We start from the raw sequence: 26917 nt of genomic DNA on the forward strand, positions 1-26917 counted from the left end.
TCAAGCGGTAGCGGCCAAAATCACTCATACCTTCATTGTCCGATGAGCCGCACTATGCACGCTGTGGAGATCTCCGCTTTTGGTGGGCCGGAGGTGCTGCGTCTGGGCGAGCGGCCTGTGCCGCAGCCCGGGCCGGGTGAACTGCTGATCCGGGTGGCCGCCAGCGGCATCAACCGCCCGGATGTGCTGCAGCGCATGGGGCACTATGCCCCGCCGCCGGGCACGTCAGACCTGCCCGGTCTGGAAGTGGCTGGTGTGGTGGAGTCGGGTGATGCCGCCGCCATGGCGGCGGCCGGCATCCGTGTCGGTGACCGCGTGTGTGCGCTGGTCGCCGGTGGCGGTTATGCGCAATGGTGCGTGGCTCCCGTGGTGCAGTGTTTGCCGGTGCCCGAAGGGTTCAGCGATGTCGAGGCGGCCTCGCTGCCTGAAACCTTCTTCACCGTCTGGAGCAATGTCTTCGACCGGGGGCGGCTGCAGGCGGGCGAGAGCCTGCTCGTGCAGGGCGGCACCAGCGGCATCGGCGTGACCGCGGTGCAACTGGGCCGTGCGTTCGGTGCGACTGTGATCGCGACGGCGGGCAGCGACAGCAAGTGCGCAGCCTGCCTGGAGTTGGGTGCGCACCATGCCATCAACTACAAGTCCCAGGACTTCGTGGCGGAGGCCCAGCGCATCACCGATGGCAAAGGTGTCGACGTGGTGCTCGACATGGTGGCTGGCGACTACGTGGCGCGCGAAGTGGAGTGCCTGGCAGAGGATGGCCGCATCGTCATCATCGCTGTGCAGGGTGGGGTGAAGGGTGGTTTCAACGCGGGTTTGGTCCTGCGCCGCCGCCTGACCATCACCGGCTCCACGCTGCGCCCGCGGTCCGTGGCTTTCAAGGGTGCCATTGCGCAAGCGCTGCGCGAGCGCGTGTGGCCTTTGCTGGCGCAAGGCAAGGTGCGGCCGGTCATCCACAGCACGTTCGAAGCGGCCCGCGCGGCCGATGCGCATGCGCTGATGGAGTCGAACCAGCACATTGGCAAGATCGTTTTGACGTGGTGATCATGAACAGCAAGAAGAAACTCATCGCCGGCAACTGGAAGATGAACGGCGGCCTGGCAGCCAACGAAGCTCTGCTCAAGGCCATCATGGCGGGCCTGGGTGATGGCGGTGGTGCGGCGTGCGATGTGGCGGTGGCAGTGCCTGCGCCTTATCTGGCGCAGGTGCAGTCGCTCACTTTCGGGTCTGCGGTGGCTGTAGCGTCACAGGACGTGTCGCAGCATGAGGCGGGCGCCTTCACCGGTGAGGTGTCGGTGGCCATGCTCAAGGAGTTTGGCGTGCGGTATGCCCTGGTGGGGCACTCCGAACGCCGCCAATACCACGGGGAAACCGACGTGGTGGTGGCAGAAAAAGCCCAGCGTGCACTGGCGGCGGGTGTGACCCCCATCATCTGCGTGGGTGAAACCCTGCAGGAGCGCGAAGCGGGCCAGACCGAGTCGGTGGTCAAGCGCCAGCTCGCTGCCGTGATCCATCTCAATGGCCACTGCATCAGCGAAGTGGTGGTGGCCTACGAGCCGGTGTGGGCCATCGGTACGGGCCGCACGGCCTCGCCCGAGCAGGCGCAGGCGGTGCATGCAGTGCTGCGGGCCCAGTTGGCCGCGGCCAGCGAGCACGCCGACCGCATCCGCCTGCTGTACGGTGGCAGCATGAATGCCGCCAACGCGGCGCAGCTGCTGTCTCAGCCCGACATCGATGGCGGGCTGGTCGGCGGCGCATCCCTGAAGGCCCCCGACTTTCTACAAATCATTGCCGCTGCCCGTTGAGGTGGTGGTCCCAAGAGCTATTCAATCAGGAGTGAACAGAGAATGAACGTGATCGTGAATGTGGTTTTGGCGGTGCAGATGCTGTCGGCGCTGGGGATGATCGGACTGGTGCTGGTCCAGCACGGCAAGGGTGCCGACATGGGTGCTGCCTTCGGCAGCGGTACGTCGGGCAGCTTGTTCGGGGCCAGCGGCAGTGCCAATTTCCTGTCGCGCAGCACGGCGGTGCTGGCGGCGGTGTTCTTCGTGGCAACGCTGGCGCTGGCCTACTTCGGCAATGCACGTCCTGCCGGTGCGGGCAGCGTGCTGGAGACCCCGGCTGCAGCAGTTCCTGCCGGCTCCGCGCCCGCCGCGTCGGCGCCGGGTGCTGCCGTGGCGCCTGCTGTTCCGGCATCGGGCGCTGCCCAGATTCCGACCAAATAATCTGCGCTAAATTGGTTCGGCTAAGCCGAAGCAGGGTTTTTCCGGAGTAGAATCCCGGATTGTCTGGAAAGCCAAAACCGCAAGGTTCCTCATGCCATCCAGATGCACACATCAGCCGTCGTGGTGAAATTGGTAGACACGCTATCTTGAGGGGGTAGTGGCGAAAGCTGTGCGAGTTCGAGTCTCGCCGACGGCACCAAAACAAAGGCCTCCCCGACATGTCCTGGCAAGGGACATGTCGGGCCAGGCCACAGCGGTGAGCACATCCTCAAGATGAACCTCGATCAGTACCTCCCCGTCCTTTTGTTCATCTTGGTTGGCATCGCCGTTGGCGTTGTCCCCTTGGTACTAGGCTACATACTGGGCCCCAATCGCCCGGATGCCGCAAAAAACTCCCCCTACGAATGCGGCTTTGAGGCCTTCGAGGACGCGCGCATGAAGTTCGATGTGCGCTACTACCTCGTGGCCATCTTGTTCATTCTGTTCGATCTGGAAATCGCCTTTCTCTTCCCGTGGGCCGTCACCTTGCACGAGGTGGGCATCGCTGGTTTCGTGGCGGTCGTGATATTCCTGGCCATCCTTGTCGTGGGTTTTGCCTACGAATGGAAAAAGGGCGCCCTGGATTGGGAATGAGTGGCTTCGGCTGCAAGCAAGGATGATGCAATGATTGAAGGCGTGATGAAGGAAGGCTTCATCACCACGAGCTATGACTCCGTGGTGAATTGGGCCAAGACGGGCTCCCTGTGGCCCATGACATTTGGCCTGGCCTGCTGTGCGGTGGAGATGATGCATGCGGCGGCAGCGCGCTACGACATCGGCCGCTTCGGCGCCGAGGTGTTCCGTGCCAGCCCGCGCCAGTCCGACCTGATGATCGTGGCGGGTACGCTGTGCAACAAGATGGCACCGGCTCTGCGCAAGGTGTACGACCAGATGTCCGAGCCCCGCTGGGTGCTCTCCATGGGGTCTTGCGCCAACGGCGGCGGCTACTACCACTACAGCTACTCCGTGGTGCGTGGCTGCGACCGCATCGTGCCTGTGGACGTCTACGTGCCGGGTTGCCCGCCCACGGCGGAAGCGCTGATCTACGGCATCATCCAGCTGCAGCAGAAGATCCGCCGCACCAACACCATTGCTCGTGTCTGAAGGGTTGATGATGACTTCTGTTGCCATTCGGCCTGAAAAACTCAAGGACCACATCGCCGCGGCCCTGGGCTCCAAGGTGCGCCAGATCTCGATCGCCCTGGAAGAGGTGACCGTGGTGGTCGCTGCGGCCGATTACCTCGAAGCGATGCGCGTCCTGCGCGATGCCGAAGGTTGCCGTTTCGAACAACTGGTGGATCTGTGCGGGGTGGACTACTCCTCCTACGCCGACCAGGTGCATGAAGGCGCGCGCTATTGCGTGGTGTCGCACCTGCTGTCCGTCAGCCTGAACCAGCGCGTGCGCGTGAAGGTGTTCTGCGCGGACGACGATTTTCCGGTGGTGGCATCCGTGTCCGAACTCTGGAGCTCTGCCAACTGGTACGAGCGCGAAGCGTTCGATCTGTTCGGCATCGTGTTCGACGGCCACAACGATCTGCGCCGCATCCTGACGGACTACGGCTTCATCGGCCATCCTTTCCGCAAGGACTTCCCGCTGTCGGGCCACGTCGAGATGCGCTATGACACCGAGCAGCGCCGCGTGGTGTACGAGCCCGTGTCGATCGAGCCGCGTGAAATCACGCCGCGCATCATCCGCGAAGACAAGTACGGAGGCCTGCACTAAGGCGCCCTGCGCCCCACGTGACCCACCATGGCTGAAATCAAGAACTACTCCCTGAACTTTGGTCCGCAGCACCCGGCAGCACACGGCGTGCTGCGGCTGGTGCTCGAGCTCGACGGCGAAGTCGTGCAGCGCGCCGACCCCCACATCGGCCTGCTGCACCGCGCGACCGAAAAGCTCGCCGAGCACAAGACCTACATCCAGTCGCTGCCCTACATGGACCGGCTGGACTACGTCTCGATGATGTGCAACGAGCACGCCTACTGTCTGGCCATCGAGAAGCTGATGGGCCTGGAAGTGCCCATCCGCGCGCAGTACATCCGTGTGATGTTCTCCGAAATCACCCGTCTGCTGAACCACCTGATGTGGCTCGGTTCGCACGGCAACGATTGCGGCAGCTCCACCATCCTGATCTACACCTTCCGCGAGCGTGAAGACCTGTTCGACATGTACGAAGCCGTCTCCGGCGCGCGCATGCACGCGGCGTACTTCCGTCCGGGCGGCGTGTACCGCGACCTGCCGGATTCCATGCCGCAGTACAAGGTCAGCAAGATCAAGAACGCCAAGGCCCTGGAGGCCATGAACAAGAACCGCCAAGGTTCCATGCTCGACTTCATCGACGACTTCACGCAGCGCTTCCCCGCCTGTGTGGATGAGTACGAGACCCTGCTGACCGACAACCGCATCTGGAAGCAGCGCACCGTCGGCATCGGCGTGGTGCCCCCGGAGCGCGCGCTGAACCTGGGCATGACCGGCCCCATGCTGCGGGGCTCAGGCATTGCCTGGGACCTGCGCAAGACGCAGCCCTACGACGTCTATGACCGCATGGACTTCGACGTGCCGGTGGGCAAGACGGGCGATTGCTACGACCGCTACCTCGTGCGCGTGCAGGAGATGCGCGAGTCCAACCGCATCATCAAGCAGTGCGTGGACTGGCTGCGTGCCAATCCCGGCCCGGTGATCACCGACAACCACAAGGTGGCTGCACCGTCGCGCGAGTCCATGAAGTCCAACATGGAAGAGCTGATCCACCACTTCAAGCTGTTCACCGAAGGTTTCCATGTGCCCGAGGGCGAGGCTTACGCCGCCGTCGAGCATCCCAAGGGCGAGTTCGGCATCTATCTCGTGAGCGATGGCGCCAACAAGCCCTACCGCCTGAAGATCCGCGCGCCGGGTTTTGCCCACCTGGCCACGCTCGACGAAATGGCCCGCGGCCACATGATCGCCGACGCCGTGGCCATCATCGGCACCATGGATATCGTGTTCGGGGAGATTGACCGATGAGTAGTACGACCGAATCGAAGAACCCCACGGCGGGCACCACCGCCATCACCGAGGCGACGCGCGCCCGTTTTGCGCGCGAAGTGGCCAAGTACCCGCCCGAGCAGGCGCAGTCCGCCGTGATGGCCTGCCTGTCCATCGTGCAGCAGGAGCAGGGCTGGGTCAGCGTCGAGAGCGAGGCCGTGATCGCCGAATACCTGGGCATGGCCCAGATCGCGGTGCACGAAGTCACCACGTTCTACAACATGTACAACCAGCAGCCCACGGGCAAGTACAAGCTCAACGTCTGTACCAACCTGCCTTGCCAACTGCGCGACGGCCAGAAGGCGCTGCACCACCTCGAGAAGAAGCTCGGCGTGACCATGGGCGAGACCACGCCGGACGGCCTGTTCACCCTGCAGCAGTGCGAGTGCCTGGGCGCCTGCGCCGACGCGCCCGTGATGCTGGTCAACGACCGCACCATGTGCAGCTTCATGGACAACGACAAGCTCGACCAGCTGGTCGACGGGCTCAAGGCCGCAGAGGGGCAAGCATGACCACTGCCGCACAAATCCTCTCGCAGTTCCAGGCCACCGGCGTCCAGACCTGCTTCCACGACCGCCACATCAACCCGCAGATCTATGCGGGCCTGGACGGCACGAACTGGAGCATCAAGGACTACGAAGCGCGCGGCGGCTACGCTGCGCTGCGCAAGATTCTGGGCACCGACGGCGGCGAGCCGCTGACGCAGGACCAGGTCATCGCCACCGTCAAGGAATCAGGCCTGCGCGGCCGTGGCGGCGCGGGCTTTCCGACCGGCCTCAAGTGGAGCTTCATGCCCCGCTCGTTCCCCGGTCAGAAGTATCTCGTCTGCAACTCCGACGAAGGCGAACCGGGCACCTGCAAGGACCGCGACATCCTGCAGTTCAACCCGCACATCGTCATCGAAGGCATGATCATCGCGGCCTACGCGATGGGCATCTCCGTGGGCTACAACTACATCCACGGCGAAATCTTCCAGACCTACGACCGCTTCGAAGAAGCGCTCGAAGAAGCACGCGCAGCGGGCTATCTGGGCGACAAGATCCTGGGCAGCAACTTCAGCTTCCAGCTGCACGCAGCGCACGGTTTCGGCGCCTACATCTGCGGCGAAGAGACCGCGCTGCTCGAATCGCTGGAAGGCAAGAAGGGCCAGCCGCGCTTCAAGCCGCCGTTCCCGGCCAGCTTCGGCCTGTACGGCAAGCCGACCACCATCAACAACACCGAGACATTCGCGGCCGTGCCGTGGATCATCCGCAACGGCGGAGCTGCGTACCTCGAGTGCGGCAAGCCCAACAACGGCGGCACCAAGATCTTCTCGGTCTCGGGCGATGTGGAAAAACCAGGCAACTACGAAGTGCCCATGGGCACGCCGTTCGCCAAGCTGCTCGAGCTCGCCGGTGGCGTGCGCAAGGGCCGCCAGCTCAAGGCAGTGATCCCGGGCGGCTCGTCCTCGCCGGTGCTGCCGGCTTCCATCATCATGGAATGCACGCTGGACTACGACTCCATCGCCAAGGCCGGCTCCATGCTGGGCTCGGGCGCCGTGATCGTGATGGACGACTCCCGCAGCATGGTCGAAAGCCTGCTGCGCCTGTCGTACTTCTATTCGCACGAATCCTGCGGCCAGTGCACGCCCTGCCGCGAAGGCACCGGCTGGATGTGGCGCGTGATCGACCGCATCCAGCACAACCAGGGCCGCTCGGGCGACCTGGACCTGCTCAATTCGGTGGCAGACAACATCCAGGGCCGCACGATCTGCGCGCTGGGCGACGCTGCCGCGATGCCGGTGCGCGCCATGATCAAGCATTTCCGTCCCGAGTTTGAAGCACTGATCCGGAACAACGCCTCCCAGGCCGCGACCTCCGCCTGATCGCGAGAAGACATATGGTTGAAATTGAACTGGACGGTCAGAAAGTGGAAGTCGCCGAAGGCTGCATGGTGATGCATGCAGCCGAGAAGGCGGGCACGTACATTCCGCATTTCTGCTACCACAAGAAGCTCTCGATCGCCGCCAACTGCCGCATGTGCCTGGTGGACGTCGAGAAGGCTCCCAAGCCCATGCCTGCCTGCGCCACGCCGGTGACGCAGGGCATGATCGTACGCACCAAGAGCGACAAGGCCATCAAGGCCCAGGCGTCGGTCATGGAGTTCCTGCTGATCAACCACCCGCTGGACTGCCCCATCTGCGACCAGGGCGGTGAGTGCCAGCTGCAGGACCTGGCCGTCGGCTACGGCGGTTCGTCCTCGCGCTACGAGGAAGAAAAGCGCGTGGTCTTCCACAAGGACGTCGGCCCGCTGATCTCCATGGAAGAGATGAGCCGCTGCATCCACTGCACCCGCTGCGTGCGCTTCGGCCAGGAAGTGGCCGGCGTGATGGAGCTCGGGATGATCCACCGCGGCGAGCACTCCGAGATCACCACCGTGGTGGGCGATACCGTGGACTCCGAGCTGTCGGGCAACATGATCGACATCTGCCCCGTGGGCGCGCTCACGAGCAAGCCGTTCCGCTACAGCGCCCGCACCTGGGAGCTCTCGCGCCGCCGCTCCGTCAGCCCGCACGACTCCACCGGCTCCAACCTGATCGTTCAGGTCAAGAACCACAAGGTGATGCGCGTGGTGCCGCTCGAGAACGAAGCCGTCAACGAATGCTGGATCGCCGACCGCGATCGCTTCTCGTACGAATCGCTCAACAGCGACGACCGTTTGACCCAGCCCATGCTCAAGCAGGGCGGGGTGTGGAAGGAAGTCGACTGGCAGACCGCGCTCGAATACGTGGCCAACGGCCTCAAGAACATCAAGAACGACCACGGTGCCCAAAGCATCGGCGCTCTGGTGAGCCCGCACAGCACGGTCGAAGAGCTGTACCTGGCCGGCGCACTGGTGCGTGGCCTGGGCAGCGACAACATCGACTACCGCCTGCGCAACGCCGAGTTCGCTGCGCCCGAAGGCATTCGCTGGCTCGGTACGTCCATCGCTTCGCTGTCCACGCTGCAACGCGTGCTGGTGGTGGGCTCCAACCTGCGCAAGGACCATCCGCTGTTCGCGCAGCGCATCCGCCAGGCTGCCCGCCATGGCTGCCAGGTCGCGGCTGTGGGCTCTGTGGCCCACGACTGGGCCATGCCGGTGTCGTCGTTCGTTGCGCAAAGCGCCAGCGAATGGGTGCAGACACTCGGCGGCATCGCCTCTGCAGTCGCACAGGAAAAGGGCGTGACCGCTCCCCAGGGCGCTGCAGCCCACAACGACGCCACCCAGGCCATCGCGCGCGCGCTGCTCGGCGGTGAGCGCAAAGCCGTGCTGCTGGGCAACGCCGCCGCGCACCACGCGCAGGCCACGCAACTGCTGGCACTGGCCAACTGGATCGGCGAGCACACGGGCGCCTCGGTGGGATACCTCACGGAAGCTGCCAATACGGTGGGTGCCCAGTTTGCGGGTGCTCATCCTGTGAACGGTGGATTGAATGCGGGCCAGATGCTCTCGGGTGGACTGAAGGCGGCTGTGCTGCTCAACACCGAGCCTGTCCATGACTCGGCGGCCGGTGCCAACGCTGCTGCTGCGCTGTCTGGTGCAGAGATGGTGGTGACCTTGAGCCCCTTCAAGGCCAACCTGGAGTTCAGTGACGTTCTGTTGCCAATTGCTCCCTTCACCGAAACCTCCGGCAGCTTCATCAACGCCGAAGGCCGCCTGCAGAGCTTCCATGCGGTGGTGCGCCCCCTGGGCGATACCCGCCCCGCGTGGAAGGTCCTGCGCGTGCTGGCCAACCTGCTGGGTGTGTCCGGTTTCGACTTCGAGACCTCGCAGGACGTGCTGGCACGCGCCACCAATGCCGCGGCCGGCACCGTCACGCACGTGCCTGCTGAACAGCTGTCGAACCTGGTGACTGCGGTGCCTGCTGCTGCCGCCGCAGCAGCCACGGCAACCGCGGGCGAGCCTGTGGTCGCTTCCATCTATCAACTCGACGGCCTCGTGCGCCGTTCCACGTCGCTGCAGCTCACCGCCGATGCGCGCACGGCACGTGAAGGAGTCGCCGCATGATCGACGCGATCTACAACGCGGGCCTGAACCTGCTGGCCTTCGGCTGGTGGACGGGCGCCGTCTGGCCTGTGCTCTGGGTGCTGATCAAGATCGTCTGCATTCTGGCGCCGCTGATGGGTGCCGTGGCCTACCTCACGCTGTGGGAGCGCAAGCTGCTGGGCTTCATGCAGGTGCGGCACGGTCCCAACCGGGTGGGCCCCATGGGTCTGCTGCAGCCCATTGCCGATGCGCTCAAGCTGCTGACCAAGGAAATCATCCAGCCCACCGCTGCGAGCAAGGGTTTGTTCGTGCTCGGGCCCGTCATGGCCATCATGCCGGCGCTGGCCGCCTGGGTGGCGATTCCCTTCGGCCCCGATGTGGCCCTGGCCAATGTCAATGCCGGCCTGTTGCTGGTGATGGCCATCACCTCCATCGAGGTGTACGGCGTGATCATTGCCGGCTGGGCATCGAACTCCAAGTACGCCTTCCTGGGTGCGCTGCGTGCGTCTGCGCAGATGGTGAGCTATGAAATCGCCATGGGCTTTTGCTTCCTGGTGGTGATCATGGTGTCGGGCAGCATGAACTTGACCGAGATCGTCATGTCCCAAAGCCGCGGCATGGCCGCCAACATGGGCCTGACCTTCCTGTCGTGGAACTGGCTCCCGCTGCTGCCCATCTTCCTGGTGTACCTGATCTCCGGCGTGGCCGAGACCAACCGCCACCCCTTCGACGTGGTCGAAGGCGAAGCCGAAATCGTGGCCGGCCACATGGTCGAGTACTCGGGCATGGGCTTTGCCATCTTCTTCCTGGCGGAATACGCCAGCATGTGGCTCGTGTCCATCCTGGCCGCGCTCATGTTCCTGGGCGGCTGGCTGCCTCCGGTCGAGTTCCTCTCGTTCATCCCGGGCTGGATCTGGCTGGGTATCAAGACCTTCCTCGTGGTGTCCATGTTCATCTGGATCCGCGCCACCTTCCCGCGCTTCCGCTACGACCAGATCATGCGTCTGGGCTGGAAGATCTTCATCCCGGTGACCCTGGTGTATCTGCTCTTCGTGGGCGGATGGCTGCTGTCGCCCTGGAACATCTGGAAATAAGCGGGGACACAAAATGACTGCCGTTGTTGCTGCTGCACCTTTCTCGTTCAAAGACTTCTTCAAGAGCTTCATGCTCGTGGAACTGCTCAAGGGCATGGCCCTGACCGGTCGCTACGCCTTTCGCCGCAAGGTGACGGTCCAGTTCCCTGAAGAAAAGACCCCTCTGTCGCCGCGTTTCCGTGGCCTGCACGCGCTGCGCCGTTACGAAAACGGCGAAGAGCGCTGCATTGCGTGCAAGCTGTGCGAGGCCGTGTGCCCCGCCATGGCCATCACCATCGAATCGGATGTGCGTGCCGATGGTTCGCGCCGTACGACGCGCTATGACATCGACCTGACCAAGTGCATCTTCTGCGGCTTCTGCGAAGAAAGCTGCCCGGTGGACTCCATCGTCGAGACGCACATCCTGGAATACCACGGCGAAAAGCGTGGCGACCTGTACTTCACGAAAGACATGCTCCTGGCCGTGGGTGACCGGTACGAAGGCGAAATCGCGGCAGCCAAGGCTGCGGACGCGAAGTACCGCTGAGCGGTGCAGAGCGCGGCCTCTTTGCCAGACTTTCTATAAAGACCCGATTCATGGACGCCAAGACTGGTTTCTTCTATCTCTTCTCGGTGGTGCTGCTGTTTGCAGCCTTCCGGGTGATCACTGCCCGCAACCCCGTGCATGCAGTGCTGTACCTCATCCTTGCGTTCTCGCAGGCCGCTGCCGTGTGGCTGCTGCTCAAGGCCGAGTTCCTGGCCATCGCGCTGGTGCTGGTGTACCTGGGCGCCGTCATGGTGCTGTTCCTCTTCGTGGTGATGATGCTGGACATCCACATCGACACCGTGCGCAAGGGGTTCTGGAAACACTTCCCCCTGGCCGCCACGGTGGGTGCGCTGATCGCCCTGGAAATGGCCGCCGTGCTGATGGGCGGTTTCCGCGGCATGGACGAACCCAAGGCCGTCGCCACGGCGCTCGATGCTGCGGGCCATGTGGTGCAGTACTCCAACACCAAGGCATTGGGCAAGCTGCTGTACACCGAGTACCTGTACCCCGTCGAGATCGCGGCCGTGATCCTGCTGGTCGCCATGATTGCAGCCATTGCGCTGACCCTGCGCCAGCGCAAGGACAGCAAGGCCATCAACCCGTCGCAGCAGATCCGCGTGCGCGCTGGTGATCGCCTCGAAGTCGTGAAGGTGGCCGCCACCCAGAAGGCAGCGCCTGAAGTGCCTGCCGAGCCTGCTGCTGCCACCGAGGAGAAAAAAGCATGACGCTGACATTGGGCCACTTTCTCTCGCTGGGCGCGATGCTGTTCGCGCTGGCCGTGATCGGCATCTTCCTGAACCGCAAGAACCTGATCGTGCTGCTGATGGCGATCGAGCTGATGCTGCTGGCGGTCAACATGAACTTCGTGGCGTTCTCGCACTACCTGGGCGACATGCATGGCCAGGTGTTCGTGTTCTTCATCCTGACAGTGGCAGCTGCCGAGTCGGCCATCGGTCTGGCCATCCTGGTGCTCCTGTTCCGCAACAAGTCCAGCATCAACGCGGAAGACCTCAACACCCTCAAGGGTTGATGGGTCACCAGCATTCCCAAGGTTCTCAAGAATGAGTCAAACCCTCTCTGCTTCAACGCTCCTGGCCGTGCCGCTGGCACCGCTGGCGGGCGCCTTGCTGGCCGGCATTTTCGGCACGACCTTCGGTGGTAACTGGATCGGTCGCCGGCTCTCGCACACCCTCACCATCCTGGGCGTGCTGGTCGCGTTCGTGCTGTCGGCGATGACGCTCAAGAGCGTGGCGCTGGACGGTGCCCGCTTCAACGAGACGCTCTACACCTGGATGGTGGTGGGCGGCCTCAAGATGGAGGTCGGTTTCCTGATCGACAGCCTGACCGCCATGATGATGGTGGTCGTGACCTTCGTGTCGCTGATGGTGCACATCTACACCATCGGCTACATGGAAGAGGACGACGGCTACAACCGGTTCTTCGCCTACATCTCGCTGTTCACCTTCTCCATGCTCATGCTGGTCATGAGCAACAACCTGCTGCAGCTGTTCTTCGGCTGGGAAGCCGTGGGCCTGGTGTCCTACCTGCTCATCGGTTTCTGGTTCAACAAGCCCACGGCGATCTTCGCCAACATGAAGGCGTTCCTGGTCAACCGCGTGGGTGACTTCGGCTTCATCCTGGGCATCGGCCTGATTGCTGCCTATACGGGCACGCTCAACTACAGCGAAATCTTCGCCAAATCGGGTGAGCTCGGTGGCCTGGCGTTCCCCGGTACCGACTGGATGCTGATCACCGTGATCTGCATCTGTCTGTTCATCGGCGCGATGGGCAAGTCCGCGCAGTTCCCGCTGCACGTGTGGCTGCCCGATTCGATGGAAGGCCCGACCCCCATCTCGGCGCTGATCCACGCGGCCACCATGGTGACCGCCGGCATCTTCATGGTGTCGCGCATGTCGCCGCTGTTCGAGCTGTCGGACACCGCGCTCAACTTCATCCTGATCATCGGCTCCATCACGGCGCTGTTCATGGGCTTCCTGGGCATCATCCAGAACGATATCAAGCGCGTGGTGGCGTACTCCACGCTGTCGCAGCTCGGCTACATGACCGTGGCCCTGGGTGCCTCCGCCTACTCGGTGGCCGTGTTCCACCTGATGACCCACGCGTTCTTCAAGGCGCTGCTGTTCCTCGGCGCAGGCTCGGTCATCATGGGCATGCACCACAACCAGGACATCCGCTGGATGGGCGGCGTGCGCAAGTACATGCCCATCACCTGGATCACCTCGCTGCTGGGTTCGCTCGCACTGATCGGCACGCCCCTGTTCTCGGGGTTCTACTCCAAGGACAGCATCATCGAGGCCGTGCACTTCAGCCACCTGCCGGCGGCGCACTTCGCGCACTTCGCGGTGCTGGCCGGCGTGTTCATCACGGCGTTCTATTCGTTCCGCATGTACTTCCTGGTCTTCCACGGCAAGGAGCGCTACGACCAGAACCCCGATGCCCACCATGATGCGCACCACGACGACCATGGCCACGGCCATGATGACCATCACAGCCATGATCCGCACGAATCCCCCTGGGTCGTGACGGTGCCGCTGGTGCTGCTGGCCATTCCTTCGGTGGTGGTGGGCTTCATGTTCATCCAGCCCATGCTGTTCGGCGACTTCTTCAAGGACGTGATCTTTGTCGACGCAGCCAAGCACCCTGCGATGTCCAAGCTGGCCGAGATCTTCCACGGCCCGGTGGCGATGGCCGTGCACGGGCTGCAGACCGCGCCTTTCTGGCTGGCGGTGGCGGGCGTGGCGCTGTCGTACTACATGTACATGGTGAACCCGGCTTTGCCTGCAGCGATCAAGCGCACCTGCATGCCGATCTACACGCTGTTCGAAAACAAGTACTACCTCGACTGGATCAACGAGAACATCCTGGCCCGCGGCGCGCGTGCCCTGGGTACGGGCCTGTGGAAGGGTGGCGATCAGGCCATCATCGACGGCACGCTCGTCAATGGCTCCTGGAAGGTCGTGCGCAGCGTGTCCGGCGTCGTGCGCTGGATGCAGTCCGGCTTCATCTTCCACTACGCGCTGGTGATGATCCTGGGGGTCTTCGCGCTGATGACCTGGTTTGTCTGGGGCGACGTGTTCCTGCAGCTCATCAAATAAGGAAAACAACAAAATGGGTCTGTTGAGTCTTGCAATCTGGTCACCGATCGCATTCGGTGTGCTGCTGCTGGCCATTGGGCGGGATGAACATGCCCGCGCCGTTCGCTGGCTCGCACTCGTGGGCGCCGTCATCGGCTTCCTGGTGACGCTGCCGCTGTACGAAGGCTTCCAGCTCGGTACCGCAGCGATGCAGTTCGTCGAGAAGGCCGCGTGGATCGAGCGCTTCAACGTGCATTACCACCTGGGTGTCGACGGCATCTCGTTCTGGTTCGTGCCGTTGACCGCCTTCATCACGGTGATCGTGGTGGTCGCGTCGTGGGAGTCCATCACCGAGCGCGTGAACCAGTACATGGGCGCGTTCCTGATCCTGTCCGGTTTGATGATCGGCGTGTTCACGGCGCTGGACGGCATGCTGTTCTACGTGTTCTTCGAAGCCACGCTGATCCCGATGTACCTCATCATCGGTATCTGGGGTGGTCCGAACAAGATCTACGCGGCGTTCAAGTTCTTCCTGTACACGCTGCTCGGCTCGCTGCTCATGCTGATCGCGCTGATCTACCTGTACAACCAGTCCGGCGGCAGCTTCGACATCGCCACGTGGCACCAGCTGCCCCTGAGCGCCCGCGCGCAGACGATGCTGTTCTTCGCATTCTTTGCCGCTTTTGCGGTCAAGGTGCCGATGTTCCCGTTCCACACCTGGCTGCCCGACGTGCACGTGGAAGCGCCCACCGGCGGCTCCGCCGTGCTGGCCGCGATCATGCTGAAGCTCGGTGCCTACGGCTTCCTGCGTTTCTCCATGCCCATCGCCCCCGACGCATCGCGCGAGTGGGCCTGGCTGATGATCGCGCTGTCGCTCATCGCCGTGATCTACGTGGGCCTGGTGGCCATGGTCCAGAAGGACATGAAGAAGCTGGTGGCGTATTCGTCCGTCGCTCACATGGGCTTCGTCACGCTGGGCTTCTTCATCTTCAACGACCTGGGCGTGTCCGGCGGCCTGGTGCAGATGATTGCGCACGGCTTCGTCTCGGGTGCGATGTTCCTGTCCATCGGCGTGCTGTACGACCGCGTGCACTCGCGTGAAATCGCAGCCTACGGCGGCGTGGTCAACCCCATGCCCAACTTCACGGCCTTCGCGCTGCTGTTCGCCATGGCCAACTGCGGCCTGCCGGGCACTGCAGGGTTCGTGGGCGAGTGGATGGTGATCCTGGGCGCAACCAAGGCCAACTTCTGGATCGGCCTGGCCTCGGCCACGGCGCTGATCTTCGGTGCGGCCTACACCCTGTGGATGTTCAAGCGCGTGTACCTGGGCCCCGTGGGCAATGACAACGTCAAGGGCCTGACCGACATCGACAGCCGCGAATTCCTGGTGCTGGCGGTGCTCGGCATCGCGGTGCTGGCCATGGGCCTGTATCCCCGTCCGTTCACGGACGTGATGGACACGTCGGTCGCCGAACTGCTCAAGCATGTCGCGCAGCCCAAGCTGAACTGACCTGACCAGACTGAACTGAGAGATACGAGATGATTGACAACATCAGCTGGCTAGCGATCTACCCTGAAATCGTGCTGTTGGCCATGGCCTGCGTCATAGCGCTGGTCGACCTGGGGGTGCACAGCACCCGCCGCACCGCTACCTACGTGCTGACCATGCTGACCCTGGCCGTCGTGGCGGCCCTGCAGGCGATGTACGCCAGCAGCGGCAACACCTTCTACGGCTTTGGCAACATGGTGGTGAGCGATGCCATGGGCAACTGGCTCAAGTGCTTTGCCACGGTGGCGATGATGGTCACGCTGGTGTATGCGCGCCCCTATGCGGCAGACCGCGGCATGCTGCGCGGCGGCGAGATGTTCACCCTCTCGATGTTCGCGCTCCTGGGCATGTTCATCATGATCTCGGGCAACAACTTCCTCGTGATCTACCTGGGCCTGGAGCTGCTGACCCTGTCGAGCTATGCGCTCGTGGCCCTGCGCCGCGACAACGCCACGGCCACCGAAGCGGCCATGAAGTACTTCGTGCTGGGCGCAATGGCCAGCGGTTTCCTGCTGTACGGCCTGTCCATGATCTACGGCGCCACCGGCTCGCTCGATATCGGCCAGGTGTTCAAGGCCGTCAATTCCGGCCAGATCCGCCACCAGGTGCTGGTGTTCGGCCTGGTGTTTGTGGTCTCGGGCCTGGCCTTCAAGCTGGGTGTGGTGCCTTTCCACATGTGGATTCCCGACGTGTACCAGGGTGCTCCGACCGCCGTCACGCTGATGATCGGCGGCGCGCCCAAGCTGGCGGCGTTTGCCATCACCATCCGCCTGCTGGTGGACGGCCTGCTGCCGCTGGCCATCGACTGGCAGCAGATGCTGGCGGTGCTGGCCATCGGCTCGCTGCTGGTGGGTAACCTGGCTGCCATCGCGCAGACCAACCTCAAGCGCATGCTGGCGTACTCCACGATCTCGCAGATGGGCTTCGTGCTGCTGGGCCTGATGTCGGGCGTGGTGAACGGCAACGTCGATGCCACGGCCGTCGAGAACGCCTACAGCGCGTCCATGTTCTACGTGGTGACCTATGTGCTGACGACCCTGGCCGCATTCGGCGTGATGCTGCTGCTGGCGCGCGAGGGTTTCGAGAGCGAAGAGATTTCGGACTTTGCCGGCCTCAACCAGCGCAGCCCGCTGTACGCCGGCATCATGGCCGTGTGCCTGTTCTCCATGGCCGGCATTCCTCCGCTGGTGGGCTTTTACGCCAAGCTGGCCGTGCTGCAGGCCCTGGTGGCTTCGGGCCAGACCCTGTACATCGCCATGGCCGTGTTCGCGGTGATCATGTCGCTGATCGGCGCCTTCTACTACCTGCGCGTGGTCAAGGTCATGTACTTCGATGCACCGCTGACCGCCTCCAGCGTGTCGGCACCCGCAGACGTGCGTGTGGTGCTGACCTTGAACGGCGCGCTGCTGCTGGTGCTGGGCCTGCTGCCCGGCGGGCTGATGGCGCTGTGCGCCGACGCCGTGGTGCGCGCACTGGCGACCTGACCTCGCCCGCTGTCGCACTGTGTCTCTCACCGGATCTGTCTGGCTGGTCATCATCGCGGCGCTCATCGCCGCGAACCTGCCGTTCGTGAACCACCGCTGGCTGGCCGTGGGCCCGGCCGCTGCGCCCCGCAAGCCTTTGGCGGGGCGGCTGGCGGAGCTGATCGTGCTGTACTTTCTGGTCGGGGGTCTTGCGCTGCTGCTGGAGCGCCGCGCCGGGCAGATCGCTCCCCAGGGCTGGGAGTTCTACGCCATCACCGGCACCTTGTTCCTGACCCTGGCCTTTCCGGGTTTCGTCTACCGGTACCTGCTGCGCCGCCACGGCTGACGCGCCCGCAGTGCCACCGGTTGCCGCCTTGTCCTTCTCGCCCGTTGCAGCGTTGCCATGAAGGTGCTTGATCTCCAATGCCGCCACGGCCATGTCTTTGAAGGCTGGTTCGCGTCGGAGGACGATTTCCAGGGCCAGCGCGAGCGCGGCCTGGTGCAATGCCCCATGTGCGCGGACGACCACATTGAAAAGCGCCTGAGCGCACCCCGCCTGAACCTGGGTGCGCGGGAGCCTTCGGGAAACTCTGCAACGCAGGCGCCGCCTTCGGCAGGGCAGGTGGTGCCGACCAATCCCGCTGGTACGACTGCAGCTCTCGACGCAGGGGTGTTGCCACCCGCCCTGCAAGCCGCCTGGCTGCACCTGGCGCGCAAGATTGTCGCCAACACCGAGGACGTGGGATCGCGCTTCGCCCAGGAGGCACGCCGCATGCACCATGGCGAGGCCGAGGAGCGCGCCATCCGCGGCCAGGCCACGCCCGACGAAGCCGTGCAACTGATCGAAGAGGGCATCGCGGTGATGCCGTTGCCTCTGCCCGCTTCTGCCAAGGAAACCCTGCAGTAGAGGGGCGTGGGCCAGGGCGCGGGAGGGCTTGGCAAGCCTCCGCGAAGTCCGGTGAATGCGGTTTTTGAGTGTTTTGAGGCTCTACCGCGCTACCAGAGCGCGCTAGCAGCTATGCTTTTAATAGCAGCTGCTGCACGGCATCGGCGCTGAGAACTCCACTTCCTCTTTACTGCTCCCGCAGCGGCAACCGGAAGGCGCCCGGCAGTCGCTGCCCGCCCGCCTTCACGACGTGAACTGCAGCGCCGCCAGCCGGGCATAGACCCCGCCTTGCGCGAGCAGCGCCGTGTGCGTGCCTTGCTCCACGATGCGCCCATGCTCCAGCACCACGATGCGGTCGGCATTCTGCACGGTGGCCAGCCGGTGGGCGATGACCAGGGTGGTGCGGCGCCCGGTGTGGCGCTGCATGGCCGTGTCCAGCGCGGCCTGCACCATGCGTTCGCTTTCGGCGTCCAGGGCGCTGGTGGCCTCGTCCAGCAGCAGCAAGGGCGGGTCTTTGAGCATGGCCCGTGCAATCGCGATGCGCTGGCGCTGCCCGCCCGACAGGCGCACCCCTCGCTCGCCGAGAAACGTGCCATAGCCCTCCGGCAGCGCCATCAGGAAGTCGTGCGCGAATGCGGCGCGCGTGGCGGCCATCACTTCCTCGTCGGTGGCGTCCGGGCGGCCGTAGCGGATGTTCTCCATGGCCGATGCGGAGAAGATCACGGCGTCCTGCGGCACGGTGCCCGTGCTGGCGCGCAGCGTGGCAAGCGGCAGGTCGCGGATGTCCACGCCGTTCAGGCGAATCCGGCCCGCCGGCCGCCCATACGGGCCGGTGTCCACGTCGTAGAAGCGCTGCAGCAGCTGGAACACCGTGGTCTTGCCCGCACCGCTGGAGCCGACCAGCGCCACGGTCTCGCCAGGCGACAGGCGCAGCGTGAAGTCATGCAACGCGGGCTGGTCGGGCCGCGAGGGGTAGTGGAACAGCACGTTGTCGAACTCCACGGCCAGGCCCTGGCCCGACAGCGGCAGGTCCCTGGGGGCGGCAGGGTCTGCCACCGGTGACCGGCTGGCCAGCAGCTCCATCAGGCGTTCGGTGGCGCCCGCGGCGCGCAGCAGGTCGCCATACACCTCGCCCAGCACGGCCACGGCGCCTGCCAGCAGCATCACGTACACCACCGTCTGCCCCAGGTGCCCGGCGGTCATCTGGCCCGCCAGCACAGCCTCGGTGCCGCGGTACAGGCCCCACAGCAGCAGCGCTGCGTTGGCGATGATGATGAAGGCCACCAGCAGGGCGCGTGCCCGGCTGCGCGTGACGGCCACCTGGAAGGCGTTTTCGGTGGCCTGTGTGAAGCGGCGCGTCTCGCGCGGCTCGGCCGTGTAGCTTTGCACCACCGGCACGGCATTCAACACCTCGGCCGCGATGGCGCTGGAGTCCGCCACCCGGTCCTGGCTGTCGCGCGAGAGGCGGCGCACGCGCCGTCCGATCCACATGGTCGGCAGCACCACCAACACCACGGCCACCAGCACGATCGACATCACGTACGGGTTGGTCCAGACCAGCATCGCCAGTGCGCCGATGCCCATCACGGCGTTGCGCAGCCCCATCGACAACGATGAGCCCACCACCGTCTGCACCAGCGTGGTGTCGGCCGTCAGCCGCGACAGCACCTCGCCGGTCTGCGTGGTCTCGAAGAACTGCGGGCTTTGCTGCAGCACGTGGCCGTACACCGCGTTGCGCAGGTCGGCCGTCACCCGCTCGCCCAGCCAGCTCACCATGTAAAAGCGCGCCGCCGAGAACACCCCCAGAGCCACGGCCACCGCGAACAGCGCTTCGAAGTGATTGCGCAGCGCCATGGTCTGCGCGCCCTTGTCGGCGCTGACGAGGCCCGAGTCCACCAAGTTGCGCAGCGCCAGCGGAAACGCCAGCGTGGCCAGGGCCGCCAGCACCAGGAACACCACCGACAGGGCGATGCGTGCGCGGTACGGACGCAGAAAGGGGAAGAGCCCGCTGAGGGACCGGGGTGCGCCGCGCGCGGGCGTGGAGGGGAGGGTGGCCATGCGCGAAGTGTAGGCGGGCGTGCCTGTCCGGACGTGCCTGCCACAGGGCGGCCCTGCACACCTGCGGGCTACCGGGCAGGCGCTGCCGCCGCGGGCGCTGCGCTGATGCAGGAAAGGGGCAGGGCCCTGAAATCTTCAGCGCCGCGGAGTCTGCCCACCCGCGCACCCCTTGTCTTGCCGTCATGCAGTTGTAAGCAAGCGCTGCAGGCTCCCAGGTTCGCATCGCATGGCCGAGCGAGGCTTTTTCGCGCGTCGGCAAGTGCCCGCAACCCGCACCGGGCAAGGCACAGGCGGGCCCCGCACGGCGCGCGCGTTGATGACCGTCAACCCGTGCACCGCCGGCGAGCCTGACCCGTAGGCGTTTATACATAGGCATTAGTCCCAGTATCTACCGCGGGGTAGGCAGGCATACGATGCACGGCGACACAACGCATGCATGGGAGCCTTGCTGGCCAAGGCTTTCTTCCTCAGCCCCCTTACGGAGCGACCCTGGCGCAATGAGCGACGTCATTCTTGAAACCCACAGCCTGACCAAAGAGTTCAAGGGATTCACCGCAGTCAGCGACGTGAACCTGGCCGTGCGCCGGGGGTCCATCCATGCACTCATCGGCCCCAATGGCGCAGGCAAGACCACCTGCTTCAACCTGCTGACGAAGTTCCTCACACCCACATCCGGCACCATCCGGTTCAACGGGCACGACATCACCCGCGAGCAGCCCGCGCAGATCGCGCGCCGTGGCGTGATCCGCTCTTTCCAGATCTCCGCGGTGTTCCCGCACCTCACGCTGATGGAAAACGTGCGCCTGGGTTTGCAGCGCAAGCTGGGCACGTCGTTCCACTTCTGGCGCAGCGAGCGCAGCCTGCACCAGCTCGATGGCCGCGCGATGCAGCTGCTGGCCGAAGTGGGCCTGGCCGACATGGCCGATGAGGTCACCGTGAACCTGCCCTACGGCCGCAAGCGCGCGCTGGAGATCGCCACCACGCTGGCCATGGAGCCCGAACTCATGCTGCTGGACGAGCCCACGCAGGGCATGGGCCACGAGGACGTGGACCGCGTCACCCAGCTCATCAAGAAGGTGTCTGTGGGGCGCACCATCCTCATGGTCGAACACAACATGAAAGTCGTCTCCACCATCGCCGACCGCATCACCGTGCTGCAGCGCGGTGCGGTGCTGGCCGAGGGGCCGTATGCCGAAGTGTCGAGCAACCCGCAGGTGATGGAAGCCTACATGGGCACCACCGACGGCCAACTTCAGGGAGCGCATTAGATGAAGCTCCCCCTGAGTCGCTTCGCGCCTCGGTGCCACCGCCAGAGGCGGTGTCTCTTCGGGCACGTCCAATCCTGCGCAGGCAGGATTGGAACCTCGGCCCTCAGCCCTTCTCTCGTCTCGCTGCGCGAGTCGGGAGGGGGACGCCCCCAGCGCGGCGGGGCGGCCCTTGCGCGGGGGCGCTGGCTTCGATCGCGACGGTTGCGGCGGACAGCGTGCGGCGCAATGGATAACTGAAATGGCAAATACCCCAATCAAGAACGGCGTGCCTGCGCTGGAAATCAAGGGCCTCGAAGCCTGGTACGGCGAGTCGCACGTGCTGCATGGCGTGGACATCGTCGTGCAGCCCGGTGAAGTCGTCACGCTGCTGGGCCGCAACGGCGCCGGCCGCACGACCACCATGCGCGCCATCATGGGCCTGACCGGTGCACGCAAGGGCTCGGTCAAGATCAATGGCGTGGAGACCGTGAACATGCCCACGCACCGCATCGCCCACCTGGGCGTGGGCTACTGCCCGGAAGAGCGCGGCATCTTCTCCAGTCTGTCGTGCGAAGAAAACCTGCTGCTGCCGCCGGCGCTCAAGACCGGCACGCCCGGCATGTCGGTGCAAGAGATCTACGCCATGTTCCCCAACCTGGCCGAGCGCAAGAACAGCCAGGGCACGCGCCTGTCGGGTGGCGAGCAGCAGATGCTGGCCGTGGCGCGCATCCTGCGCACCGGGGCCAACCTGTTGCTGCTCGACGAGATCTCCGAGGGCCTGGCCCCGGTCATCGTGCAGGCGCTGGCCCGCATGATCACCATGCTGCGCGAGAAGGGCTACACCGTGGTCATGGTGGAGCAGAACTTCCGCTTTGCGGCGCCGCTGGCGGACCGTTTCTATGTGATGGAGCACGGCCGCATCGTCGAGAAGTTCGGCGCGTCCGAACTGGCGGAGAAGATGCCCGTGCTCACCGAACTGCTGGGTGTCTGACCACAGGTCCGCCAGCGATCCCCATTTTCTTTTCTTCAACCAACCACACCCACAGGAGACAATCCATGAAGAAGAACCAACTCACCGCGCTGGCATTGGTGCTGGCCGCAGCGGGCCTGGCCACCTCGGCCGCGCACGCGCAGGACAAGGTCAAGATCGGCTTCATCACCGACATGTCCAGCCTGTATGCCGATGTGGAGGGCAAGAACGGTGCCGTGGCCATCCAGATGGCCATCGATGACTTCGGCGGCAAGGTGCTGGGCATGCCCATCGAACTGATGAGCGCGGACCACCAGAACAAGGCCGACATCGCCGCCTCGAAGGCGCGCGAGTGGATCGACACGCAGGGCCTGACGATGATCTTCGGCGGCACCAACTCCGGCACCGCGCTGGCCACGGCCAAGGTGGCATCCGAGAAGAAGCGCGTGTACATCAACAACGGCGCGGCCAGCTCGGCGCTGACCAACGAGCAGTGCTCGCCCTACACCGTGCACTACGCCTACGACACCGTGGCGCTGGCCAAGGGCACGGGCTCGGCCATTGTCGACACCGGCGGCAAGAGCTGGTACTTCCTGACGGCCGACTATGCCTTCGGTCACGCACTCGAAGCGGACACGACCACCGTGGTCAAGGCCAAGGGCGGCAACGTGGTGGGCGCGGTGCGCCACCCGCTCAATGCGTCGGACTTCTCGTCCTTCCTGCTGCAGGCACAAAACTCCAAGGCCCAGATCCTGGGCCTGGCCAATGCGGGCGGCGACACCATCAACGCCATCAAGGCGGCCAAGGAGTTCGGCATCGGCAAGAGCATGAAGCTCGCCGGCCTGCTGATCTTCATCTCCGACGTGCACAGCCTGGGCCTGCGCAATACCGAAGGCCTGCAGTTCACCACCAGCTGGTACTGGGACCTGAACGACGAGACGCGCAAGTTCTCGGCGCGCTTCTTCGAGAAGACCAAGCGCATGCCCACCGAGATCCAGGCGGCCGATTACTCCGCCACCATGAACTACCTCAAGGCCGTGGAAGCCGCCAAGAGCGTGGATGCCGACAAGGTCATGACCACGTGGCGCGGCATGAAGATGAACGACTTCTTCGGCTCTGGCCAACTGCGTCCCGATGGCCGCTACGTGCACGACATGTACCTGATGGAAGTGAAGAAGCCGTCGGAGTCCACCAAGCCCTGGGACTACTACAAGCTCGTCAAAAAGCTGCCCGGCGACACGGTGTTCACCACCAAGGCCGAGAGCAAGTGCGCGCTCTGGAAGTAAACGCCTGGGTGGCGGAAGCCAGCGCGGGGTGCCATTGCGGCGCCCCGGCTTGCCCCGGTGGCCCTTCGGGGCCCGCCATGCAGTGGCCCGCTGTCTGCTCTGAACCTCTCTGAACCTGCCGTTGCCTCCCATGGAATTCTTTGGTGTCTCATTGCCCGGCCTGTTGAGCCAGCTTCTCCTGGGGCTGGTCAACGGTTCGTTCTACGCAATTCTCAGCCTGGGTCTGGCCGTGATCTTCGGCCTGCTCAACGTCATCAACTTCGCGCATGGTGCGCTGTTCATGACCGGCGCCCTGATCACCTGGATGGCGATGAACTACTTCGGCATCAACTACTGGTGGATGCTGGTGCTGGCGCCGCTGGTGGTGGGGCTGTTCGGTGTGCTGATCGAGCGGCTGCTGCTGCGCTGGATCTACAAGCTCGACCACCTGTACGGCCTGCTGCTGACCCTGGGGCTCACGCTGCTGATCGAAGGGGTGTTCCGCTCCATCTACGGCGTCTCGGGCCTGGGCTACGACACGCCAGAGTTGCTGGAAGGCGCCACCAACCTCGGCTTCATGATCATGCCCAACTACCGCGCCTGGGTCGTGGTGGCATCGGTGGTCGTGTGCCTGGCCACCTGGTACGTGATCGAAAAGACCAAGCTCGGCGCCTACCTGCGTGCCGGCACCGAGAACCCCCGCCTGGTGGAGGCTTTCGGCATCAACGTGCCGGTGATGGTCACGCTGACGTACGCCTTCGGCGCCGCGCTGGCCGCGTTTGCCGGCGTGCTGGCCGCGCCGGTCTACCAGGTCACGCCGCTCATGGGGCAGAACCTCATCATCGTGGTGTTCGCGGTGGTGGTGATCGGCGGCATGGGCTCCATCATGGGCTCCATCCTCACGGGGCTGGGCCTGGGCGTCATCGAAGGCTTCACCAAGGTGTTCTACCCCGAAGCGTCTTCCACCGTGGTGTTCGTCATCATGGTCATCGTTCTCCTCATCCGCCCCGCCGGCCTGTTCGGCAAAGAAAAATAAGCAGGGGCCGCTCGCATGAACCTCAAGAACATCGCCCCCATCGGTTACGGCCTGCTGCTGCTGGGCCTGGTTGCCGCGCCGTTTCTGGGCGCCTATCCCGTCTTCGTGATGAAGCTCATGTGCTTTGCACTGTTTGCTTCGGCCTTCAACCTGCTGCTGGGCTTCACCGGCCTGCTGTCATTCGGCCACGCGGCCTTCCTGGGTGGCGCGGCCTATGTGGCCGGGCACGCCATCAAGGTCTGGGGCCTCACCCCTGAGGTGGGCCTGCTGCTGGGCACCGCGGGGGGCGCGCTGCTGGGCCTGCTGTTCGGCTGGCTGGCCATCCGCCGCCAGGGCATCTACTTTTCGATGATCACGCTGGCGCTGGCGCAGATGCTGTTTTTTGCCTGCCTGCAAGCGCCCTTTACCGGCGGCGAAGACGGCCTGCAGGGCGTGCCGCGCGGCAAGCTGTTCGGCCTGATCAGCCTGCAGAGCGACCTGGTCATGTACTACGTGGCCTTGGTGATCGTGGTGCTGGCGTTCCTCGTCATCGTGCGCACCATCCACTCGCCGTTCGGCCAGGTGCTCAAGGGCATCAAGGAGAACGAGCCGCGCGCCATCTCGCTGGGCTACGACACGCACCGCTTCAAGCTGCTGGCCTTCGTGCTGTCGGCCGCACTGGCCGGCCTGGCGGGCTCGCTCAAGACCCTGGTGCTGGGCTTTGCCACGCTGTCCGACGTGCACTGGACGGCCTCGGGCCAGGTCATCCTGATGACGCTGGTGGGCGGCCTGGGCACGCTGTCGGGTCCGCTGATCGGCTCGGCCGTGGTGGTGCTGCTGGAAAACAAGATCGGCGAATTCGGCAACCTGCTCGCCGCCCTGACCAGCGTGGAATGGTTCAAGACGCTGGGTGAGTCCGTCACCATGGTCACGGGCCTGATCTTCGTGATCTGCGTGCTGGCCTTCCGCCGCGGCATCATGGGCGAGATCATCGCGTGGATGGACCGGCGGCGCGGCGGCGGCAAGACGACGACGACGGGTACGCATTGACTGGCTGACTGGGTCGTCGTCGCGCAGGCGGTGCAACAGGCTGCGGTGAAAAGCGCCGCCATCCTTCCCCCATCAGCATGGGGCAGGTGGGTGCACCTCGGCAGGATTCGCGGGGCGCCCGCTCTCGTCAAAATGGATAGCTGCTAGCGCAGGATGGACGCGGATTTCAAGGGTTTTCGGCTTGAAATCCTTGCCCGATCAGCGGTAGCTGCTATCAAAAATGGGGTGCACTGGGCGGCTGCCTTCACCCCAGCCGTAGCCGCTTCGCATACCCCGTCATTTCCAGGTAGCCCCGTCCCACCGCGCGGCCTGCGGCGTCGCGCAGCTCGCTCAGGCCCTCCCAGTAGATCGCGCCCGTGGAGCCCTGGCTGTCCAGCTCCTGGTCGTCCAGCAGCGCATGTACGCTGAAGGTACCGGCGGGCGTCTGCACCTGCCACTGCACGGGGTAGCGCGCACCGCTGCGCCCGCTGGCCCAGTGCCGCGTGGCCGTGAAGGTGACGGCATCGTGCGCAAAGACCTGGGGCGCCTGCTCACCCGCCGCGCGCATCGAGCCGCCGGCCCACAGCGTGCTGCCGTCCTGGCGCCGCAGGTGAAAGGCCGTGAGCGCGCGGCCATCTTCCAGGTTCATGCCGATCCAGTCCCAGCCCACGGCGTCCGGGTGCATCAGCGCCTCGCTCCACTCGTGGTCCATCCACGCACGGCCGCTGCCGGCCTCGACCACCCGGCGCCTGCCCCCGAGCGTCAGCGTGCCCGCTACGGCCAGTTGCGGCTGGCTGTAGTAGTAGCTGGCCTGCGCGGCCTCCGGCCCCTTGCGCGACAGGCCTTGCCGGCCCTGCAGCAGTACGGGCTGCGTGCTGTCAAAGCGCAGGTCCAGCGCAAAATCACTGCCTTGCACCTGCGCGGTATAGCGGCTGGCGCCAGGCGCGTCCGCGGCAGCGCGCACCAGGTGCCAGTCGCGCAGGTGCACGGCCGTGTCGCCCTCGGCCGCTTCGGCAATGCCAAAGCCCGCGCGCGCAATCCGCTGGTCGTGGTACAGGCGCCGGCCCTGCACATCTGTCACGGCTGCATGCGCAAACACCAGCTGCCTGGCCGCAAACCGCGACTGCAGCCCCTGCGTGCCATCCACCCGCGAGCGGAAGAACGTGACCTGGAACCCCCACAACCGCCCCTCGGCCTGCGCGTGGCCGGTGATGTACCACCACTCGGTGCGCAGATCCGGGTGGCTGCCATGGTCGCGTGGAAACTCCAGCGTGCGCGCCGGCAGGGCATGGGCCGGCAAGGCGCCGCCACCCCATGCCGCCACACCCAGCGGCAGGCTGCTGCCAAGCGCCAGCCAGCGCCTGCGCGTCAGTGCGCCGGGCACGTGCGGCACGCTGGGGGCTCCGTGGGGTGGCACGCCGTCTGGCAT

The 26917-nt window shown here is 64.8% G+C and carries 26 protein-coding genes and 1 tRNA gene; 25 read left to right on the forward strand and 2 right to left on the reverse strand.

Annotated elements, in window-relative coordinates; all coding sequences use genetic code 11:
- Positions 1–54: 54 nt before the first annotated feature.
- From ASG27_RS22350 to ASG27_RS22445, 20 genes are all read left to right on the forward strand, one after another.
- Positions 55–1041, forward strand: a complete 987-nt coding sequence (locus ASG27_RS22350) for an NAD(P)H-quinone oxidoreductase (RefSeq protein WP_056421013.1) — start codon at positions 55–57, stop codon at positions 1039–1041.
- 2 nt (positions 1042–1043) lie between these two features.
- The gene (gene tpiA, locus ASG27_RS22355) at positions 1044–1802 is read left to right on the forward strand and encodes a triose-phosphate isomerase (protein ID WP_056421120.1); all 759 of its coding nucleotides are present in this window, start codon (positions 1044–1046) and stop codon (positions 1800–1802) included.
- A gap of 42 nt (positions 1803–1844) precedes the next feature.
- Entirely contained in the window at positions 1845–2222 is a 378-nt protein-coding gene (gene secG, locus ASG27_RS22360) for a preprotein translocase subunit SecG (RefSeq protein WP_056421016.1), read from the forward strand.
- 114 nt (positions 2223–2336) lie between these two features.
- Positions 2337–2421 (forward strand) — tRNA-Leu (locus ASG27_RS22365).
- Between the two features lie 74 nt (positions 2422–2495).
- The gene (locus ASG27_RS22370; RefSeq protein WP_055393226.1) at positions 2496–2855 is read left to right on the forward strand and encodes an NADH-quinone oxidoreductase subunit A; all 360 of its coding nucleotides are present in this window, start codon (positions 2496–2498) and stop codon (positions 2853–2855) included.
- 30 nt (positions 2856–2885) lie between these two features.
- On the forward strand, positions 2886–3365 hold the full coding sequence (locus ASG27_RS22375) for a NuoB/complex I 20 kDa subunit family protein (protein WP_007849129.1): 480 nt from the start codon (positions 2886–2888) through the stop codon (positions 3363–3365).
- Between the two features lie 10 nt (positions 3366–3375).
- Entirely contained in the window at positions 3376–3984 is a 609-nt protein-coding gene (locus tag ASG27_RS22380; protein ID WP_056421122.1) for an NADH-quinone oxidoreductase subunit C, read from the forward strand.
- 27 nt (positions 3985–4011) lie between these two features.
- Entirely contained in the window at positions 4012–5265 is a 1254-nt protein-coding gene (locus tag ASG27_RS22385) for an NADH-quinone oxidoreductase subunit D (RefSeq protein ID WP_056421019.1), read from the forward strand.
- A complete protein-coding gene (gene nuoE / locus ASG27_RS22390) occupies positions 5262–5798 on the forward strand; it encodes an NADH-quinone oxidoreductase subunit NuoE (protein ID WP_056421021.1) in 537 nt (178 codons plus the stop codon). Before ASG27_RS22385 ends, nuoE begins: the two co-directional genes overlap by 4 nt.
- Positions 5795–7150, forward strand: a complete 1356-nt coding sequence (nuoF, locus tag ASG27_RS22395) for an NADH-quinone oxidoreductase subunit NuoF (RefSeq protein WP_056421024.1) — start codon at positions 5795–5797, stop codon at positions 7148–7150. Before nuoE ends, nuoF begins: the two co-directional genes overlap by 4 nt.
- A gap of 14 nt (positions 7151–7164) precedes the next feature.
- A complete protein-coding gene (gene nuoG / locus ASG27_RS22400) occupies positions 7165–9312 on the forward strand; it encodes an NADH-quinone oxidoreductase subunit NuoG (RefSeq protein ID WP_056421028.1) in 2148 nt (715 codons plus the stop codon).
- Positions 9309–10385, forward strand: a complete 1077-nt coding sequence (gene nuoH, locus ASG27_RS22405; RefSeq protein ID WP_056421031.1) for an NADH-quinone oxidoreductase subunit NuoH — start codon at positions 9309–9311, stop codon at positions 10383–10385. Before nuoG ends, nuoH begins: the two co-directional genes overlap by 4 nt.
- Positions 10386–10398: 13 nt before the next feature.
- Positions 10399–10911, forward strand: coding sequence for an NADH-quinone oxidoreductase subunit NuoI (gene nuoI, locus ASG27_RS22410; protein ID WP_056421034.1), 513 nt, complete (start codon positions 10399–10401; stop codon positions 10909–10911).
- Between the two features lie 50 nt (positions 10912–10961).
- Positions 10962–11636, forward strand: coding sequence for an NADH-quinone oxidoreductase subunit J (locus tag ASG27_RS22415; RefSeq protein WP_056421037.1), 675 nt, complete (start codon positions 10962–10964; stop codon positions 11634–11636).
- The gene (gene nuoK / locus ASG27_RS22420; protein ID WP_005793248.1) at positions 11633–11941 is read left to right on the forward strand and encodes an NADH-quinone oxidoreductase subunit NuoK; all 309 of its coding nucleotides are present in this window, start codon (positions 11633–11635) and stop codon (positions 11939–11941) included. Before ASG27_RS22415 ends, nuoK begins: the two co-directional genes overlap by 4 nt.
- Positions 11942–11972: 31 nt before the next feature.
- Positions 11973–14027 carry an NADH-quinone oxidoreductase subunit L gene (nuoL, locus tag ASG27_RS22425; protein ID WP_082486073.1) on the forward strand — a complete coding sequence of 685 codons (2055 nt, stop codon included), beginning with the start codon at positions 11973–11975 and terminating at the stop codon, positions 14025–14027.
- 13 nt (positions 14028–14040) lie between these two features.
- Positions 14041–15516, forward strand: a complete 1476-nt coding sequence (locus tag ASG27_RS22430; protein ID WP_056421044.1) for an NADH-quinone oxidoreductase subunit M — start codon at positions 14041–14043, stop codon at positions 15514–15516.
- 29 nt (positions 15517–15545) lie between these two features.
- The gene (nuoN, locus tag ASG27_RS22435) at positions 15546–17039 is read left to right on the forward strand and encodes an NADH-quinone oxidoreductase subunit NuoN (RefSeq protein WP_056421046.1); all 1494 of its coding nucleotides are present in this window, start codon (positions 15546–15548) and stop codon (positions 17037–17039) included.
- Between the two features lie 19 nt (positions 17040–17058).
- Positions 17059–17364 (forward strand): DUF2818 family protein, encoded by a 306-nt coding sequence (locus tag ASG27_RS22440; RefSeq protein WP_056162380.1) that lies wholly within the window; start codon positions 17059–17061, stop codon positions 17362–17364.
- Between the two features lie 57 nt (positions 17365–17421).
- Positions 17422–17925, forward strand: a complete 504-nt coding sequence (locus ASG27_RS22445) for a DUF1178 family protein (RefSeq protein WP_056421048.1) — start codon at positions 17422–17424, stop codon at positions 17923–17925.
- A gap of 222 nt (positions 17926–18147) precedes the next feature.
- On the opposite strand, the gene ASG27_RS22450 is transcribed toward ASG27_RS22445, so the two are convergent.
- Positions 18148–19962 carry an ABC transporter transmembrane domain-containing protein gene (locus tag ASG27_RS22450; RefSeq protein ID WP_056421052.1) on the reverse strand — a complete coding sequence of 605 codons (1815 nt, stop codon included), beginning with the start codon at positions 19960–19962 and terminating at the stop codon, positions 18148–18150.
- Positions 19963–20459: 497 nt separating this feature from the next.
- On the opposite strand from ASG27_RS22450, the gene ASG27_RS22455 reads away from it, so the two are divergent.
- The 5 genes from ASG27_RS22455 (at position 20460) to ASG27_RS22475 (ending at position 25509) form a co-directional block, all read left to right on the forward strand.
- Complete coding sequence (locus ASG27_RS22455; protein WP_056421055.1) at positions 20460–21230, forward strand: ABC transporter ATP-binding protein; 771 nt, start codon at positions 20460–20462, stop codon at positions 21228–21230.
- Between the two features lie 238 nt (positions 21231–21468).
- The gene (locus tag ASG27_RS22460) at positions 21469–22200 is read left to right on the forward strand and encodes an ABC transporter ATP-binding protein (RefSeq protein WP_056421058.1); all 732 of its coding nucleotides are present in this window, start codon (positions 21469–21471) and stop codon (positions 22198–22200) included.
- A gap of 65 nt (positions 22201–22265) precedes the next feature.
- Complete coding sequence (locus ASG27_RS22465; RefSeq protein WP_056421061.1) at positions 22266–23465, forward strand: ABC transporter substrate-binding protein; 1200 nt, start codon at positions 22266–22268, stop codon at positions 23463–23465.
- Between the two features lie 130 nt (positions 23466–23595).
- Complete coding sequence (locus tag ASG27_RS22470; protein WP_056421064.1) at positions 23596–24480, forward strand: branched-chain amino acid ABC transporter permease; 885 nt, start codon at positions 23596–23598, stop codon at positions 24478–24480.
- Between the two features lie 15 nt (positions 24481–24495).
- The gene (locus ASG27_RS22475; protein WP_056421067.1) at positions 24496–25509 is read left to right on the forward strand and encodes a branched-chain amino acid ABC transporter permease; all 1014 of its coding nucleotides are present in this window, start codon (positions 24496–24498) and stop codon (positions 25507–25509) included.
- Between the two features lie 244 nt (positions 25510–25753).
- On the opposite strand, the gene ASG27_RS22480 is transcribed toward ASG27_RS22475, so the two are convergent.
- Entirely contained in the window at positions 25754–26917 is a 1164-nt protein-coding gene (locus tag ASG27_RS22480) for a lipocalin-like domain-containing protein (RefSeq protein WP_056421069.1), read from the reverse strand.

It is taken from the genome of Acidovorax sp. Leaf191 (genome assembly GCF_001424425.1).
Taxonomy (GTDB): domain Bacteria; phylum Pseudomonadota; class Gammaproteobacteria; order Burkholderiales; family Burkholderiaceae_C; genus Acidovorax.